This is a genomic window from Rhizobium sp. LEGMi-198b, assembly GCF_054114205.1.
This window is the reverse complement of the sequence record NZ_JBSYVH010000005.1, coordinates 106,215-122,581: the sequence shown is the minus strand read 5'-3', so window position 1 is coordinate 122,581 and position 16,367 is coordinate 106,215. Positions and strand designations below refer to the sequence as shown.

The window sequence follows — 16,367 nt, the reverse complement described above, 5'->3', positions numbered from 1 at the left end:
GCGGCAGCTATCTCAGCTCAGCAGAACTCGATGGTCGGTATTGCGCACGAGCAGGGCGTAAATCAGCGTGAACAGCCGGCGCGCGGTGTTGTTGTCGATAGTCACTTTCGTTGACAACCGGGCTTTCAGCAGTTCGGCAGCCTCGTTATGGACGCCACGTCGGCCCATATCGATTGCCTCAAGCCGTTCAGGTCCAGGGTGGCGGATGGCGTCGTAGTAGCTCTCGCAGATGCGAGCGTAGTCTTTGAGCGACCGGCGGAAGGGCGTCAGCGATAGGTAGTGACTGGCGACATGCTCGCCCTGATCATCAGCGACATGCAACGCCAGGCGCCCGTCGACGACTTCGATCCTGAGACGATAGGGGCCACCGTCGTGACCGACCGGAATGAATGTATTGCATTCCAAAAGGTCGATGACCGCGAGCTCCTGCTCCCGCTCAATTCTGGCATCCCGGCTATCGAACGATCGGTCAAGCGATACGTCGCAAAGACGGTATTCGGCCGAGGTCATGACGCTGTCCCCCTCACATCGCTTTCACGCACATGGCGACTCCGGCACCATGCAGAGAGTCGCAAGCCTCTTGGAAACGCCGCGGTGCCTCTTTTCGAAGAGCAGCGTATTGAGAACGCGCGCACCGGAAACGCCGAGTTCGCGCGCCGGCGTATTGCCGAAAGCTCCGTCGAAGGATCCGACCTCCGTGCGGGCCGCGTTGGCGATGACGATCGATGGGATGCTCATGGTGGTCTCCTCTATGGTTTTGCGAAGCCGGCAGAGACCGGCTCAGCATCTCGGCAATAAGCCGCAGGCCTAGTTGACGATGGTCGCCTCGGTGGCGCTGCGGATCTCGCCGTCTGTCACGCCCTCGGCAAGCTCGACCAGCTTCAGTCCGCCATCGACGACGTCGAGCACACCAAGATTGGTAATGATCCGATCGACGACGCTCTTTCCGGTCAGCGGCAAGGTGCAGGCCTTCAGCACCTTGGATTCGCCGGCCTTGTTGGTGTGGTCCATGACGACGACCACCCGCTTGACGCCGGCAACCAGATCCATCGCACCGCCCATGCCCTTGACAAGCTTGCGGGGGATCATCCAGTTGGCGAGGTCGCCGTTCTCGGCCACTTCCATGGCACCGAGGATCGCCATGGCGATCTTGCCGCCGCGGATCATAGCAAAGCTCTGCGCGGAGTCGAAGTAGGCCGAATGCGGCAGTGCCGTCACCGTCTGCTTGCCAGCATTGATCAGATCGGCATCGATCTGGTCCTCTGTCGGAAAGGGTCCGATGCCGAGCAAGCCATTCTCCGACTGCAGCGTCACATGGACACCTTCGGGGATATAGTTGGCGACAAGCGTCGGAATGCCGATGCCTAGATTGACGTAAGTGCCGTCTTCGAGTTCGCGGGCAGCGCGCGCCGCCATTTGGTTTCTGTCCCAGGCCATGTGTCTTCCCCTGCCCTTCAAGCCACCGCGCGCGTGGTGGGCTGTTCGATGCGTTTCTCATGCTGACCCTGGATCAGACGATGCACGTAGATTCCCGGCACGTGGATATGGTCCGGATCGAGGCTGCCGACCGGTACGATCTCCTCGACTTCGGCGACGCAGATTTTGCCGCAGGTGGCGGCCGGCGGATTGAAGTTGCGGGCCGTCTTGCGGAAAATGAGATTGCCCGACGTGTCGGCCTTCCAGGCCTTGACGATCGACAGATCCGCGACGATCCCGGTCTCGAGAACATAGGTCTCGCCGTTGAAAGTCTTCGTCTCCTTGCCCTCGGCAACAACGGTACCGACTCCTGTCTTCGTATAAAACCCGGCAATGCCGGCACCGCCGGCGCGCATCCGCTCAGCCAGCGTTCCTTGCGGATTGAATTCAAGCTCCAGTTCGCCGCTCAGATACTGGCGCATAAACTCGGCGTTCTCTCCGACATAAGACGAGATCATCTTCCTAATCTGCTTCGTCTTCAGCAGCACGCCGAGACCGAAGTCGTCGACGCCGCAATTGTTCGACGCGATGGTCAGGTCTTTGGTGCCAGCCTTACGGATCCCATCGATCAGCAGTTCCGGAATGCCGCAGAGGCCGAAACCGCCGGCCGCGATGAACATGCCGTCGAATAGCAAGCCCTCAAGAGCCGACATCGGATTATCGAAGATTTTGTTCATACTACCCCCGTTAGGTTCGTCTGTTGCGGCCGAGGCGCCGCCTGGATTCATTCACTTGGTTTCCAAAGACCGGCAGCGGTTCCGAACAGCCTGTGGGCGATCTCGCTCACCCGCGATTGATGCAGATCACCTTCGGCTGGGTCATTTCTTCATAGGCGAAGTGCACGCCTTCTCGTCCCATGGAGCCGTATTTGGAACCGCCGAATGGCATGGCGTCGAAGCGGTAGTCCGAGGAGTCGTTGATCATCACCCCGCCGGCCTCGATCCTGCTTGCGGCTTCAAGTGCGACAGACAGGTTGCTGGTGAAGATGCCGGCGTGCAGGCTGTATTCCGGATCATTGGCCATCTCGATTGCTTCATCGAGCGTCTCAAACGGTGCAAGCATGACGACAGGGGCGAATACTTCCTCGTGCCACAAGCGGCAGGTCACCGGCGTGCCTTCCAGCACCGTCGGATGATAGAGCGACCCTTCACGCTTGTGACCACAAAGCAATTTGGCGCCAACCGCAATCGCGTCATTCACCGCGGCTTCGGTGCGCTCCGCCACTTCCTTGGAGATCATCGGACCGACATCCGTATCCTCCCGTAGCGGATCGCCGGCCCTTAGCTGCTTCGTCGCGGCCACGAACGCGTCGCGGAAGCGTTCATAAAGCTCGGCGTGCACGAGAACACGCTGGGCGCCGATGCAGTTCTGGCCGGCGGCCCAAAAGGCGCCGGATACGCACCCGTCGACCGCCTTTTCGAAGTCGCAGTCGTTCATGACGATGACGGGGGCGTTGCCTCCCAGTTCCATCGCCAGTTTCTTGAGGCCAGCTTTGCGGCTGATTGCCTCTCCGGTGGCGAAGCCGCCGGTAAAAGAGACCATGCGCACATCCCGCGCAGAGACGAGAGCCGTCACGATCTCTCTATCACCGTGAACGACGGTGATGATCTCGCGTGGCAACCCCGCTTCCACCAAGGCTTCGACAAGGTTGATCGCGGAAAATGGCGTCAGGTTCGACGGCTTCAGCAACACCGCGTTGCCGCCGGCGATCGCCGGACCCAGTTTATGGGCGACCAGGTTCAGCGGATCGTTGTAGGGGGTAATGGCGGTGATGATGCCTAGAGGCTCTCGCGTGAACCAGCCCTGGCGCTGTTCCGATCCTACATAGGCATCGAAGGGCACGATTTCGCCGGCATTGCGCTTTGCCTCTTCGGCAGACAGCTTCAAGGTATTGACACAGCGAAGCACTTCCTTGCGCGCCTGAACGATCGTCTTGCCGGCTTCGCGCACGATGGTTTCGGCGAAGATGTCGCGACGACGTTCGATGATTTGCGCCGCACCTTCAAGAATGGTTGCCCGCAGGTGCCTCGGCAAGGCACGAGAAAGCTCAGATCCGCGTTTGGCTCGAGCGATGAGTTCGCAGACTTCGCTCGCATCTGTCGGATCGATCGACCCTAAAAGAGACCCGTCGTAGGGACTGTAAACCGGTATAGACGACAAGCCCGACGTGATATGTAGTTTGGCAGCGGTCATAAAGCCAGCTTCCCTTCTCAGATGATACGCCAGCATGCGTGGCGGTTAACTTGCTTAATCAATGCACAACCCCATGACCGTCGCCGTGCTCCACTCGTCACGACGCACGAATGAGACCGGAGCTTGCATGGCGGTCCGGCTGACCCGACCGACTTCGCTTAGATTTTCTGGCGATCGAGAACGAGGTCATCGATGACGCAGCGTACCGCCTTTTCCGCGATCGAGACGATCTCGTCGACTTCCGCCTTGGTCGTGACCAGCGGCGGCGCAAAGCCGAGGATGTCGCCATGCGGCATGGCACGCGCGATCAGACCGCGATCGCGAGCGGCCTTGGAGACGCGAGCGCCAACCTTCAGCGACGGATCGAACCTGGTCTTGTTCTCACGGTCGGCAACGAACTCGATCGCGCCCATCAGCCCAACGCCACGCACTTCACCGACGATCGGCAGCTGTGCGAACTTCTCCTTGAGCTGCGCCTGGAAATAGGCGCCGACTTCGCGAGCGTTGCCGGGCAGGTTTTCCTTCTCGACGATGTCGAGCACAGCGTTTGCAGCGGCCGCGCCGATCGGGTGACCGGAATAGGTATAGCCGTGCGAGAAGGCGCCGACCTTGTCAGCCCCTTCTTCCATGACCTTGTAGACCTTCTCACCGACGATCGAGGCCGAAAGCGGGAAGTAGGCCGAGGTCAGACCCTTGGCGACCGTGATCAGGTCGGGTTCGATGCCATAATGCTGAGACCCGAACATCGAGCCGGTGCGGCCGAAGCCGGTGATCACTTCGTCGGCGATCAGCAACACGTCGTGCTTCTTGACCACGGCCTGGATCGCTTCCCAGTAGCCTTCCGGCGGCGGCGTGATGCCGCCGGTACCGAGCACAGGCTCGGCGATGAAGGCGCCGACATTGTCGGGACCGAGCGTCTCGATCATCTCGTCGAGCTCGGCAGCGCGACGGGCGGAGAATTCGCGCTCGGTTTCGCCGGGGTTGGCGCCCCAGTAGTGATGCGGAACACCGGTATGGTCGATCTGCGGCAGCGGCAGATCCATATGGTCGTGGTAGAAGCTCATCCCGGTCATCGAGCCGGACACCACGCTGCAGCCGTGGTAGCCGCGTTCACGCGAAATGATCTTCTTCTTCGTCGGCTTGCCGCGCAAGTTATTGTAGTACCAGACGAGCTTGGCGTGGGTCTCGTTGGCGTCCGAACCGGACATGCCGTAAAACACCTTGCTCATCTTGCCGGGCGCCATCTTCACGAGGCGGTCGGAGAGGATCGCAAGCTCATCGGTCGTGTGTGCCGCGTACGAATGATAATAAGCCAGGCGATAGGCTTGACGCGAGATCGCCTCGGCGACCTCGGTGCGGCCATAGCCGACGTTGACGCAATAGAGGCCGGCAAAGCCGTCGATCAACTGGTTGCCATGCGCATCCTGGATGCGGATCCCCTTGCCGGTCTCGACGATCGTCGGTTCGCCGAGCTTGCCAGTAGCAAAGTCCTTCAACTGCGTGAAGGGATGCAGGACCGAGTTGCGATCTTTTTCAGCGATGTCTTTGATGTTGATGGTCATTTTAACCCCTTCGGTCGCCGCTTTTCGGCTGCGAGCTTTCTTCCTGTGAACTGGGCCAGATCAAGTGCGAGCAGCAGAACCTCGACTTGAGGACAGCTTTCGCTTGCCCGACCCGCTCAGATGATATTGCCTGCAGGTGCTAGCTTCATCGCACCATTTCGCTCCGGGGTGACGCAGGGTTCCTGCAATCTCTCTCGCTTTTTGCAGTAATTCGCTATCGGTGAAGGCTTTGCTGATTTGACCCGTGCGGCCGGCTCCTTGGGTTGGATCGACCGCGGAGACATAGGTTGAAGAACAAAGCGGGGAGCGAGGTTGTTTGAGGACCGGCCCACCTCCGGTGAGATTGGAATATCAGCCACACTACCCACCTATCGCAATCATGCCGGCAGCCCCAAGATATCACCAGGCTTACTTGACCAGCACTGTTCCACCCAGGACATCGCGCTCGTTAGGGGCACCATGGACGCTCCATTCAATCCGGTCGGCGAATAGTGCGAACACACCCATCGCCAAAGTTTGCGACCCATCAATCGTTCCGTTCTTGTAGATCGGCACCGTCTCGTCGAATAAAACGACTTCTGCGTCTTCAGCGAGCCTTTGTCCCACAGTAACCCGGTCCACAGCCGCCTGGCGATCGCGGGAAGAGGCGCTGATGGTCTGGTCTAACTTGGCGAATTCTTCGAAGATCAAGTGGTTCGCATGGCCCTGGGGGCTGACGGCCGCCCGAATGGCGCAGCCTGAAGCGGGAGCCTCGATTGAGACAAGCCTGCGCGTTTCCGCCTCGCCGAGATTGTGATGGAATCCACTGGCACGGTCCTTGCGCTTGAGGATTTCTAACGCATCGTCCAACGTCCGTGAGTCTAGGATCGCGCGGCAGATGATGTGCCGGGGCACCCCAGGCTGAAGATCATGCGCGGTGATGTTATTTATCGTCTGCACGAGCCCCATCTCATTGAAGCCAAACGTGTGGCCAGCCAGCATGCCAGGGTGCATTAAGCTGGCCCAGGCTGGTCCCTCGTCCGGCTCGACTTCAACCCAAAAGCAGGCACCGAGGAGCGCTTGGTCACCGTCCTCGTTGTGGGCAATTATTGCAGGACTGTCGCCCTGCGCCGGCAGCAGAAGTGAAGTGCATCCATTGGCAGCAACCGCCCTTTTTGCCGGGGAGACATCCTCGGGAAGCCGAAGGTCTCCGCGGCAATTCCAGAGGAAGATCGAATCGAAATCTTGGCCGGCGCCTTTGGCAATGCCCTCGATTTCGCGCACAAAGCGGGGATAGGTTGCACGCGCCGCAGCTTCCAGAGCCTTCAAATATTCAGATCGGCGCCAGCGGGTTTCCAACGCCCGATATTCTTCGGTGTGCAAGACGCGCTCCCGGAAAGCAGAAGCGCTTGCTCTTCCGAATACCATACCGATCGTGAAGGCATCGCCCTTGGCACGGACGGGCGAAATGGGATTGTTGGCCATGCGACTTCCTCGTCGTTTCTTTCGCAGATGATAGGCAAAGAGAGCGCGTAGGAACGCTTCAATGGCGTGAGGTCGCGTTCCCGTTCAGAATCGTCGGATGTCGGTCACTCGTCTGCAGGCGATCGATGCCACGGTGAAAGCTCAGTCGGAACGCGAGTCCACGTGCAGGATGAACGACGATCCGCTGGCCGGCGAAAGGTATTAGGCCTATTGCTGAGGTGTCCATTCAACAAGGCTACTCCGGCTTGTGGCAAGACGTCACCGGGGGGCGTTGTGGATCAAGATTCCCCAGGGATTGGACTCACTCAATGACGAGCAATTTGCGAGGGACATTGGACAGGAATTCGACCTCGCCCTCCGTGATCAAGAAACTTTCGGTAATTTCGATACCCCAGTCGTCGTACCAAAGCCCGGACATGAAATGAAATGTCATGCCTGGGCGCAGTACGGTCTTATCACCGTCGCGGAAGCTGGCGGAGTTCTCGCCCCATGCCGGCGGATATCCCATGCCAATGGAGTAGCCGGCTCGGCTTGCCTTCTTCAGACCGTATTTCGCGAGGGCATTTCCGTAGGCGATAGCGATATCTTCGCAGTAATTTCCAACGACAGCCTTTTCAAGGCCGGCGCTCATGCCCTCCAAGACGGCATTCTCAGCATCCAGCATTTGCTGGTTCGGCTTGCCGAGATAGTACGACCGAGAGAGTGGGCAGTGGTATCGTTTGTGTACACCAGCAAGTTCGAAGAAGATGCTTTCGTTCGCACGAATGGGCTTATCGGTCCATGTCAGATGGGGAGCTGAGGCATCGACGCCGGCCCCAAGGTTGGGTACGGCTGACGGATAGTCTCCCCAATATTCGCCCACACCGCGGGTGCCAACATAGGAGATTTCAGCGATTATGTCCGACTGTTTCACTCCCGGCCGCAGGACTTCTGTAATTCGCTCATACATTGCTTCGACAATCTTGCCGGCGCCGCGCATATATTCGATCTCACGAGGGGATTTGACGATGCGTTCCCAGTTGATCATCCGCATGGCGTTTTTGAAGCGCGCGTTCGGAAGTGCGGCGGTAAGGGCTTCGAAACCGGCCGGTGAGAAATAGTAACTGTCCTTCTCCAGACCGATTATGGCTGAACCGTGCCCCTCGTCCGTGAGGAACTGGCCAAGAACGGTCATTGGATGCAAGGTGTCTGACTGAACGTAGTGGTCCTCGTACCACCTGATCCGATCCTCGCCGATATATGCCGTTCGACGGCATCCATTGGCATCCTGACCACGGCCGAACCAAAGGGGATCCTTGTCCTTCGACACAACAACACATTGTGGCACGTAGAACGAGTTGCCCTCGTAACCGGTAAGCCAGCCCACGTTAGCGGGATCGGTAACGACCAGTACGTCTATGCCAGCTCGCTCCATGGCGCTGCGTGCCTTATCGAGGCGTGTTCTGTATTCAGAAAGTTCGAACCGTAGTTTCTCGTCAGACATTTCAGTTCCTTTAGATTTGGATGCGCTTATTCAGACGCGGGCGGCCACAGTCGCGAGCGTCAGTTTGCAGAGGTCGGTGATGTCGTAGATAGGCAGTCCTGTCTTCAGCCGAAGGGCATTTGCAACGACAGGAAAGCCAGTGCACTCGAAGAGAATCATCGCAATCTCGGGGTGATCGGAGCGCAGTTGATCGATACGGGCACCGACTTCCTGCTGGATCTGATCCAGCGCTGTGCGCACGAACGGCCGCGCCACGGCATTGCGCACGTATACGCCACTTTCGATACCTCCGACGACCACGCGCTTCCGATCCGCCGGGTGTTGGATGCCCAACAGGTCTTCGGTGCAATGTCGCGAGTCCGCTGTTAATACCGCGAGCTTTTTCGCGGGCGATAGCTGACGCAACAAAGTCGGGATGAGTAGCAGGCTTGAGGTTATGATGGGTACATTGACTGCTGCAGAGATTGCGGACTGGTGGCGGATCAAGAAGCCGCAGTCAGCGGCAATAACGTTGGCACCTCGATCGACCAATCGCTGTGCAGCCGCAATGCAGGCGTATTCCAGCGAAGCATCACCTCGAATGACAACATCTGCAAAGGCGCCTTCCACCATTTCCGTGATCACAGGCCCGCCAAACGTTGCCGGGTGCAACAGGGATCCTTCGCGCGGGCTAAAAACCGGACTGTCTGGCGAAACGCCTTCATCCAGCTCAAGTAGTCCAAGAACAGTGCTGCTTTGCGAAGTCATAATGAAGTCCTTGATTTCGAATGGGTTTGGTCAATGCGAGTATCGTAAGACGTGTGAACTTGCTCGACTGCGCCTCACGCCCCGGTCACCGACCTCTCAGTCGATGGTGGTTCCCGCTTTGACGGCAAGCGCTCTTGCGAAAGCAAGATTTGCAATGGCAGTGTCTTGAATCCCCGTCCCGGTCAGATCGGCGATCGTGATCTGGCGATCGTCGGTGCGTCCGGCCACAGCACCGGCAACAATCTGGCCAAGTTCTCGAAGGGCACGATCTTCCGCGACAGCCCCTGCCTCGATTGCGTGATGCAACTCACCAAGGCGTCGCGTCTGAGCGAGGCTGTCAGCCACGTAGAGATCGGCGCGCGCAATAGCCTCGGCCTCCACTTCGTTCTTGTGTTCGGCATCGGAGCCCATCGCCGTGATGTGCTGTCCTTGTTCGAGCCATCCAGCTTCTAGGATCGGCCGATCAGCCGGCGTTGTGGTGATGATCACATGCGCACCGGCAACGGCTGCTTTCCGGCTATCGCAAGCGATGACACTGATGCCCAATTGGCCAGACAGTTCTCGGGCGGTCTTGCGGGCTTTGGAAGCATCACGCGCCCAAATCCGCGCCTCACGAATTTGTCGGACCAGCATGAGAGCCTGCAATTGGAGGCGCGCCTGCATACCAGCGCCAAAAACAGCAGCCACCGACGCGTCTTTGCGGGCGAGGTGCATTGCAGCCACGGCACCTGCTGCGGCCGTGCGAACATCGGTGAGATAGCCGTTATCCAGCAACAATGCCTGAACTAAGCCGGTGTTGCTTGACAGCAAAACCATTAGGCCGTTTGTACTCGGCAAGCCAATTTCCGGATTGCCGAAAAAGCCGGGGCTGATCTTGATTGCGAAGCCATCGAGACCAGGTACGTAGGCCGTCTTGACGTCGACTTCACCGCGACGCTCCAAAATATCGAGGCGAAGAATTGGCGGCATCACCACTTTTTTTGTTGCAAGCGTGCGAAATGCCTCTTCCACGCAACGCACAGCCTCCAGATCAAGAGCCACCAGATCTCTCAGTTGCCGTTCAGTCAAAATAGTCATCGATCTCATGACGCGGTCCTCGCAAGAATATCTGCTGTCTCATCGCCCACGACGCGACGATGTAAATTCATATCGATGTTGCGGCCCGACAGCACAGTCACGACGGGTCCGTGAAGGTTGCGCACTTTGTTCGCTAGGAGCGCCGCGATGCCAATCGCCCCTGCGCCTTCGACGATCTCGCCCTCCTGTAGGTATGCATGTCGGATGCCAGCCGCTATTTCGGCTTCGCTCAACAAAATGACATCGTCCAACAGGTCGCGGCACATGGGAAAAGTCCATTGATTGGCGAGGCCAATTCCGCCGCCGAGCGAATCCGCCAGACTTTCAAACTCATCGACCTGCACCGGGCGACCTGCATCAAGACTTTCCTTCATCGCGGCTCCGCGATCCATCGTGAGCCCGATAATCCGCACATCCGGCCGCTGGCTTTTCACGGCTGCCGCCACGCCAGAAGCCAAACCGCCCCCCGAGAGCTGGATAAGCACGGTAGCCACGTCCGGCAACGCTTCGACGATTTCTAGCCCTAGCGTTCCTTGACCGGCGATGATTGCCGGGTGATCGAATGGCGGGACCAGGCACCGTCCCTCGCCCGCCAATCTCTCGGCCTCTTCCTGAGCGTCATCCTGGGATTTTCCGACGATACGGACCTCGGCGCCCAGCCTGCGGATCTCCGAGACCTTATTTTCGGGGACCAGGTTTGACATGCAGATCGTTGCCGTCACACCACAGGTGTTGGCAGCGAACGATAGAGCACGACCGTGATTGCCGGTCGACGCCGCTACAACGCCGCGTGCCCGCTCGCCTTCGGGCAGTTGAAGAATGGCGTTGAAGGCGCCGCGCAACTTGAAACTGCCCGTCGTCTGATGATGCTCAAGCTTTAGATAAACGGGCACCGCGCAATGGTTCGACAGGGACGGAGAGTGCGTGAGCGGCGTAGCAAGTATGTGATCTTTTATGCGCCTTTTTGCGCCTTCAATCTCATTGAGATCAATCATCAAAGTCCTCCCTCCGCACCAGCCGCTCGTTACGCGCTCCGAAACAGTTCCCAGCAGTATCGGATCGCCAGTTCGGTTGTCGGCACCAGGGTCTGATCCGACACCCCGAACGTCGGCGTATGGACGCCGGACTCGTTTCCCGGCTCCTTGCTGCCGAACCAGAAATAGATTGAGGGAATACAACTGGAGTAAAAACCAAAGTCATCACTGCCGGAGCTTGCCGAACCCTCGACATATCTGTCCTCGCCATCGGACTGCACGACGATCTGCTTGAACCGCTCGACCATCGAGTTGTCATTGACCACAGGAGGCTCGCCCGCGTGTGAGCTAAATTCGGTCCGGCCCCGATGGATAGCAGCAACGCCCTCGGAAATTTCGCGCACCCGTTGAACCAGCAACTTTCTCCTCTCAGGACTGCTTGTCCGGATCGTTCCGGTCATTGTGACCGAAGGGCAGATTATGTTCGTCGCTTCCCCACCATGGATCGTTCCGATCGTGACGACAGCGCCATCGTCAACCGGCATTTCGCGCGACACCACCTTCTGAACTTCGTTGATGAAGGCGCCTGCTATCGCGATCGCATCCACGCCCAAGTGAGGCTTGGCGCCGTGTGCCATCGTTCCGAAAAATTCGAGCGAGAATTGATCCGCTGACTTTGTGACGGCGCCCGCACGAGCGCCATAGGAGCCGGCAGGAATGTCAGTGCGGACATGAAATCCGACTGCAGCGTCAAACCCGTCCAGCAAGTTCTCCTCAACGACAGTCCGACCGCCAAGTGGTTCTGCTTCTTCAGCGGGCTGAAAGAAGACTCGCAGCCTTCCTGAGAAATTTTCGCGCATGCGATGGAAGGCGAGCGCCGTTCCCAAGGCGATTGAGCCATGCATGTCGTGACCGCACGCGTGCATAACGCCTGGCACTTGCGACCGATACGGCAGGTCGTCGCGGGCTTCTTGAATAGGCAGCGCATCAATGTCTCCACGCATCGCGATGGAACGATTTTCGCCTGAGGCCAAGCCATGGATATCGACGTAAACACCGGTCTTGTGGAACGTCTTTGCTTCGGTCAGGCCAAAGGCGGCCAAGGTCTCGATGATCCGCTTCTGGGTCTTCCACTCGTTGTTGGAAAGTTCGGGCTCGCGATGCATGGCGTGCCGCATCTCGACGACTGCATTACGCTCGACCTCGGAGAGGAAATTGTTGGTAGGCGTGTTCATGGTGGTCTCCTGGTCTATTCGTCATGGTGTCTGTTGTCGCAGCTAGCAGCAGCGGAGCTGCGCAGCCCGTCGATTTGATTGCACATCACGCAGGGTTCCTGCATAGCCGAGGTGACGCTGGATCCGGTCGCCGCGACACCCTCACTAGGCCTCGAGCGGGATAGCGAAGCTGGCCTTGAGACGATCCATCACAACCATCGTCTTGAAGCCTTTGATATCCGCGTTTTCATAGAAGAACCGACGGGTGAAGTGCTCGTAATCCTCCATGTCTTTCGCGGTAATCACGAGCATGAAGTCGGCATCTCCCGTCACGTAAAAGCCCATCATCACCTCACGCGTATTTCGTATCGCCGCCTTGAATCGATCGACGATGTCGGCCCTTTCTCGTTCAAGGGACACCATGACGATCATGGTGATATGTCGTCCGACTGCCTTGGGCGAGACGATAGAAACGTCTCCCTCGATCACACCCTCGTTGCGTAACCTTCTCAAGCGTCGTTGGCATGCCGTCGGCGAGAGGTGGACCATTCCCGCGAGTTCTTCAGAGGTCAGTCGGTTGTTTTTCTGAACGGCTTGGAGAAGCGCAATGTCGGCGCGATCGAGTTCAACCATCACCTACCTCCCCGAACAAGAATCTGGGGAGCCCGCGCGGAGGCCTGCACCGCCGATACGGCTTCGCATAGGTCTGATGGTTCTACGTTTCCGGCGCAGATACTCGTCCGAACTGGTCACGCCATTTCGAAAATGAACAAGACATGCTGGGGCCAGACGAGTATGCACCGATTTCGTTCTCTATTTGACGAAGAGCTTGCGCGGCGTCTTCGTCAGGGGCTCGTAACCCGTGTCGGAGACCGCAAAGCTCTGAGTGATAGTGATCCCGACATTGTCGAGCCACAGGCCAGGCATCATATGGAACACCATACCCGGCTTAAGTACGGTTTCGTCGCCCTTGCGGATGCTAGCCGTGCGTTCGCCAGAGGCCGGAGGGAACCCGATGCCGGTCGGATAACCGATGCGGGACTCTTTCTCGATCCCGTGGCGGGCAAGAGCCTTCCGGAAATCGCCGTCAACCTCCGAGCAAGTGCGACCGGGTCGAACTGCATCCAGCCCGGCGTTCAAGGCCTCAACAGCAATTTCCGACAGGTTCAAGAAAGCGGATGACGGCTGGCCGACGACGATCGTGCGCGCCAGATTGACCTGGTAGCGATGCCGGCATCCGTTCAGTTCCAGGTTGACGACCGTAGACTCCGGCAGGGGGTCGTCCGTCCAGGCGGCATGTGGTGCGATCGAGCGCTCGCCAATGCAGAGGTCCGGAGGGCAGCAAGGGTAGTCGCCGCCAAACTCGGGCGTGCCCGAAATCTGCTGATGGTAGATTGCCGCCGCGATATCGCACTCGCGAACGCCAGCTTGCACCATATTGATGACGCGCTCCATGGCGGCGTCCGCAAGTAGGCCAGCTTGACGCATGATGGCCACTTCGGCCGGGCTCTTCACGAGGCGGATCCATCCCACCAGAAGGTCGGCGTCGACGAACTCAGCATTGGGCAGTGCCTGGGTCAGGTCGGCGTGGCCGCGAGCAGGATAGTAGTAGCCCCCCATTTCTACGCCGATACTCGCCTTTTCGCCGCCGAGCTCCTTCACGATATCGGCCATGAAGGTATAGGCTGACAGCGTTGCCGACTGAACATAAGTGTCGGGATAGGCCCGGATGTTGTCCTCGGACAAGTAGGTCGTCATGGAAGCCGAAACACGGTCCATAAAACGGGCGATCCAAATCGGTTCTGCGTGGCTTTGAGCCACAATCACCATTTGAGGCGTGTAGAAGGAATATGCATTATAGCCGGTAAGGTAGTTCTGATTAGGCGGTTCTGAGAGAAGCAGGAAATCGATTCCTCTCTTCGCCATTTCCGCCTTGACGGCTGCGAGGCGCGCCCGGAATTCGCTAATTTCGAAATGCAGTTCCTTTATCACGTTATTCTCCAGGTACGGAATAATGGGGTCCCTCGACTAGGGAGGGTGAACACGGGCCAGAGTTTGCGTCTCCGTGCCGCTTGCCGACTAGTCGATCTATGGGCGCCGCTGTCGAAACCATAATACAGGAATCGATGCCGTCGTGCAACAATCGTTTTATTTTTTCATCAATGGCACAAATGTATCGATTGCGGAACCTGAGATTAGATTATCCGTTATGATCGCTCAAAGCGGGTGCGCTGCGAACTCACGAGCAACCTTTTCATCGATTGGGGTCTCGAAGGTCATGAGAATGTAACCGAGCACGGAGTAGAAGCCGACGGTCGCCATCAGGTCAAAGACGGCTTGCTCTCCCATGGTGGAAGAAATCGCCCGCTCAATGTGAGAAGGCAGACGCCGTTCATCAAAGAGCGCGTCGACAGCAGCGGCAATTAGGCCATCCTCTCCATCCGGAGCGCCAGCCATAGCCCGTATGCGTACATCAGCAATACCGAGAGCACGGGCGCGGCTGACGTGATGGGCCCATTCGTATGCGGACCCCATCCGATTTGCCGCGCGCAGAATGACCAGCTCGGACCGGACAGCGCCCAATGCACTGTCCTTGACGATATGCTGCCTTAGAGGCGCCCACGCTCTGAGCAGCGCGGGATGATGAGCCATGGTGCGATAGACATTGAGGGCGCCCGCAAAGCCAGCTTTCATATCCGCAATGTCTGCGGGCCACAAGTCGTCTGAGATTGGCGGGCAGGATGATGTCGTCATTTGGAGAAAAACCTCAGTCTGCTACAGCGGCGCGGATGGCGTCGGAAAGCCGTTCGACAATCAAATCGACCTCATTGGGCTGAATAATGTACGGCGGCGCCAGCAGCACGTGGTCGCCCTGCGCGCCGTCGATCGTACCGCCCATTGGGTAGCACATCAGGCCTCTGCGCATGGCTTCCTTCTTGATCCGGGAATGCATCTTGCGGGACAGATCGAAGGGTTGCTTGGTGTCTTTATCCGCGACGATCTCGACGCCGCGGAAAAGACCGCGGCCACGGATGTCACCGACATAGGGCGACTGTCCGAGTGCCTCATCGAGCCCGGCTTGGAGGCGATCGCCCATCTGGATGACGTTTGCCATCATGTCCGGGCGCGTGATTATTTCAACCACCTTACTGGCTGCCGCTGCTGCGATCGGATGTCCGATATAGGTATGCCCATGCTGGAACAGACCGGACCCGTCGGCGAACGCCTGATAAATCTTTTCGGAGAGCAATACCGCTCCGATCGGCTGAAAGCCGCCGCCCAGGCCCTTCGCAATCGTGACCAGATCCGCGACAATGCCTTCCTGCTCCATAGCGAAGATTGTGCCGGTACGCCCCATTCCGCACATGACCTCGTCGAGGATCAGCAAGATGCCATACTTGTCGCATACCTGCCGAACCCGCTTGAAATAGTCCGCAACCGGGCCAACGGCGCCCAGCGTCGCACCGACCACCGGCTCGGCGACGAAAGCCATGACCTTGTCCGCGCCAAGTTCAAGAACCTTGTCTTCCAGCTCCACAGCAAGACGCTGGGCATAAGCCTCCGGCGTTTCGCCTACCTGCAGGTCGCGGTAGGCATAGCAGGGAGAAACATGATGCGTTTCAGGCAAGATTGGCTTGAACTGGGCACGGCGCCAGGCATTGCCGCCTGTTGCCAAGGCACCGATCGTATTGCCGTGATAGCTCTGCCGACGTGCGATGATGTGGCGCCGCTGCGGCTGTCCGACTTCGACAAAATACTGGCGCGCCATTTTGAGAGCGGCCTCTACAGCCTCCGAACCGCCAGACACCAGATAGACATAATCGAGACCTTCGGGCGCAAGTTCGACCAATTGCTCGGCAAGCCGCTCGGCGACATCGGTCGTGAAGAACGACGTGTGGGCGTAGCTGATCCGCCCCATCTGTACCTTCATTGCGTCCAGAACTTCTGGATGATTGTGCCCGAGGCAACTGACTGCGGCGCCCCCCGACCCATCCAGGTAGCTCTTGCCCTCGCTATCCACGACGTAGATGCCCTCCCCCGCGACCGCGGTTGGCAGCGTTGTACCGATCGTTCGATGGAGAATTTTGGTCATGGTCATCTCGGGGTGTTTATCCGTCCGGCTTTCGAACGTTTCCATCCATTGATTTGCAGGTTTTGCCAAAATATGCAACAACTG

General features: G+C 58.4%; 16 protein-coding genes. All 16 read right to left on the bottom strand.

Annotated features, from left to right (window positions below):
- Nucleotides 1-12: 12 nt before the first annotated feature.
- Nucleotides 13-510: a UPF0262 family protein gene (locus tag ACXHXG_RS19845; protein ID WP_457900384.1), complete on the bottom strand. Its 498-nt coding sequence runs from the start codon at nucleotides 508-510 to the stop codon at nucleotides 13-15.
- 24 nt (nucleotides 511-534) lie between these two features.
- Nucleotides 535-738, bottom strand: a complete 204-nt coding sequence (locus ACXHXG_RS19840) for a hypothetical protein (protein WP_457900691.1) — start codon at nucleotides 736-738, stop codon at nucleotides 535-537.
- A 69-nt stretch (nucleotides 739-807) separates the two neighbouring features.
- Entirely contained in the window at nucleotides 808-1,437 is a 630-nt protein-coding gene (locus ACXHXG_RS19835; protein WP_457900383.1) for a 3-oxoacid CoA-transferase subunit B, read from the bottom strand.
- A gap of 17 nt (nucleotides 1,438-1,454) precedes the next feature.
- Nucleotides 1,455-2,153, bottom strand: coding sequence for a CoA transferase subunit A (locus tag ACXHXG_RS19830; protein ID WP_457900382.1), 699 nt, complete (start codon nucleotides 2,151-2,153; stop codon nucleotides 1,455-1,457).
- A gap of 106 nt (nucleotides 2,154-2,259) precedes the next feature.
- Nucleotides 2,260-3,669 carry an aldehyde dehydrogenase family protein gene (locus ACXHXG_RS19825; RefSeq protein WP_457900381.1) on the bottom strand — a complete coding sequence of 470 codons (1,410 nt, stop codon included), beginning with the start codon at nucleotides 3,667-3,669 and terminating at the stop codon, nucleotides 2,260-2,262.
- 158 nt (nucleotides 3,670-3,827) lie between these two features.
- Nucleotides 3,828-5,231: an aspartate aminotransferase family protein gene (locus ACXHXG_RS19820; RefSeq protein ID WP_457900380.1), complete on the bottom strand. Its 1,404-nt coding sequence runs from the start codon at nucleotides 5,229-5,231 to the stop codon at nucleotides 3,828-3,830.
- A gap of 408 nt (nucleotides 5,232-5,639) precedes the next feature.
- Complete coding sequence (locus ACXHXG_RS19815; RefSeq protein WP_457900379.1) at nucleotides 5,640-6,695, bottom strand: C45 family autoproteolytic acyltransferase/hydrolase; 1,056 nt, start codon at nucleotides 6,693-6,695, stop codon at nucleotides 5,640-5,642.
- 301 nt (nucleotides 6,696-6,996) lie between these two features.
- The gene (locus ACXHXG_RS19810; protein ID WP_457900378.1) at nucleotides 6,997-8,178 is read right to left on the bottom strand and encodes a M24 family metallopeptidase; all 1,182 of its coding nucleotides are present in this window, start codon (nucleotides 8,176-8,178) and stop codon (nucleotides 6,997-6,999) included.
- Nucleotides 8,179-8,208: 30 nt separating this feature from the next.
- Nucleotides 8,209-8,925, bottom strand: coding sequence for an aspartate/glutamate racemase family protein (locus ACXHXG_RS19805; RefSeq protein ID WP_457900377.1), 717 nt, complete (start codon nucleotides 8,923-8,925; stop codon nucleotides 8,209-8,211).
- A 96-nt stretch (nucleotides 8,926-9,021) separates the two neighbouring features.
- Nucleotides 9,022-10,011, bottom strand: a complete 990-nt coding sequence (eutC, locus tag ACXHXG_RS19800; RefSeq protein WP_457900376.1) for an ectoine utilization protein EutC — start codon at nucleotides 10,009-10,011, stop codon at nucleotides 9,022-9,024.
- Nucleotides 10,008-10,997 carry a hydroxyectoine utilization dehydratase EutB gene (gene eutB / locus ACXHXG_RS19795; protein WP_457900375.1) on the bottom strand — a complete coding sequence of 330 codons (990 nt, stop codon included), beginning with the start codon at nucleotides 10,995-10,997 and terminating at the stop codon, nucleotides 10,008-10,010. The genes eutC and eutB overlap by 4 nt, the downstream gene beginning before the upstream one ends.
- A gap of 29 nt (nucleotides 10,998-11,026) precedes the next feature.
- Nucleotides 11,027-12,211 (bottom strand): M20 family metallopeptidase, encoded by a 1,185-nt coding sequence (locus ACXHXG_RS19790; protein WP_457900374.1) that lies wholly within the window; start codon nucleotides 12,209-12,211, stop codon nucleotides 11,027-11,029.
- Nucleotides 12,212-12,355: 144 nt separating this feature from the next.
- Nucleotides 12,356-12,823 (bottom strand): Lrp/AsnC family transcriptional regulator, encoded by a 468-nt coding sequence (locus tag ACXHXG_RS19785; protein WP_457900373.1) that lies wholly within the window; start codon nucleotides 12,821-12,823, stop codon nucleotides 12,356-12,358.
- Between the two features lie 180 nt (nucleotides 12,824-13,003).
- Nucleotides 13,004-14,182, bottom strand: a complete 1,179-nt coding sequence (locus ACXHXG_RS19780) for a M24 family metallopeptidase (protein WP_457900372.1) — start codon at nucleotides 14,180-14,182, stop codon at nucleotides 13,004-13,006.
- A 225-nt stretch (nucleotides 14,183-14,407) separates the two neighbouring features.
- Nucleotides 14,408-14,884, bottom strand: coding sequence for a carboxymuconolactone decarboxylase family protein (locus ACXHXG_RS19775; protein ID WP_457900371.1), 477 nt, complete (start codon nucleotides 14,882-14,884; stop codon nucleotides 14,408-14,410).
- A gap of 73 nt (nucleotides 14,885-14,957) precedes the next feature.
- The gene (locus ACXHXG_RS19770; RefSeq protein WP_457900673.1) at nucleotides 14,958-16,283 is read right to left on the bottom strand and encodes an aspartate aminotransferase family protein; all 1,326 of its coding nucleotides are present in this window, start codon (nucleotides 16,281-16,283) and stop codon (nucleotides 14,958-14,960) included.
- Between the last annotated feature and the right edge of the window lie 84 nt (nucleotides 16,284-16,367).

Excerpts from the sequence above, each read along its gene's own strand:
- eutC (WP_457900376.1), bottom strand. The coding sequence starts at position 10,011 with ATGAGATCGATGACTATTTTGACTGAACGGCAACTGAGAGATCTGGTG.
- ACXHXG_RS19830 (WP_457900382.1), bottom strand. The coding sequence starts at position 2,153 with ATGAACAAAATCTTCGATAATCCGATGTCGGCTCTTGAGGGCTTGCTA.
- ACXHXG_RS19770 (WP_457900673.1), bottom strand. The coding sequence starts at position 16,283 with ATGACCAAAATTCTCCATCGAACGATCGGTACAACGCTGCCAACCGCG.
- ACXHXG_RS19810 (WP_457900378.1), bottom strand. The coding sequence starts at position 8,178 with ATGTCTGACGAGAAACTACGGTTCGAACTTTCTGAATACAGAACACGC.
- ACXHXG_RS19820 (WP_457900380.1), bottom strand. The coding sequence starts at position 5,231 with ATGACCATCAACATCAAAGACATCGCTGAAAAAGATCGCAACTCGGTC.
- ACXHXG_RS19825 (WP_457900381.1), bottom strand. The coding sequence starts at position 3,669 with ATGACCGCTGCCAAACTACATATCACGTCGGGCTTGTCGTCTATACCG.
- ACXHXG_RS19845 (WP_457900384.1), bottom strand. The coding sequence starts at position 510 with ATGACCTCGGCCGAATACCGTCTTTGCGACGTATCGCTTGACCGATCG.
- ACXHXG_RS19840 (WP_457900691.1), bottom strand. The coding sequence starts at position 738 with ATGAGCATCCCATCGATCGTCATCGCCAACGCGGCCCGCACGGAGGTC.
- eutB (WP_457900375.1), bottom strand. The coding sequence starts at position 10,997 with ATGATTGATCTCAATGAGATTGAAGGCGCAAAAAGGCGCATAAAAGAT.
- ACXHXG_RS19835 (WP_457900383.1), bottom strand. The coding sequence starts at position 1,437 with ATGGCCTGGGACAGAAACCAAATGGCGGCGCGCGCTGCCCGCGAACTC.
- ACXHXG_RS19775 (WP_457900371.1), bottom strand. The coding sequence starts at position 14,884 with ATGAAAGCTGGCTTTGCGGGCGCCCTCAATGTCTATCGCACCATGGCT.
- ACXHXG_RS19805 (WP_457900377.1), bottom strand. The coding sequence starts at position 8,925 with ATGACTTCGCAAAGCAGCACTGTTCTTGGACTACTTGAGCTGGATGAA.
- ACXHXG_RS19785 (WP_457900373.1), bottom strand. The coding sequence starts at position 12,823 with ATGGTTGAACTCGATCGCGCCGACATTGCGCTTCTCCAAGCCGTTCAG.
- ACXHXG_RS19790 (WP_457900374.1), bottom strand. The coding sequence starts at position 12,211 with ATGAACACGCCTACCAACAATTTCCTCTCCGAGGTCGAGCGTAATGCA.
- ACXHXG_RS19815 (WP_457900379.1), bottom strand. The coding sequence starts at position 6,695 with ATGGCCAACAATCCCATTTCGCCCGTCCGTGCCAAGGGCGATGCCTTC.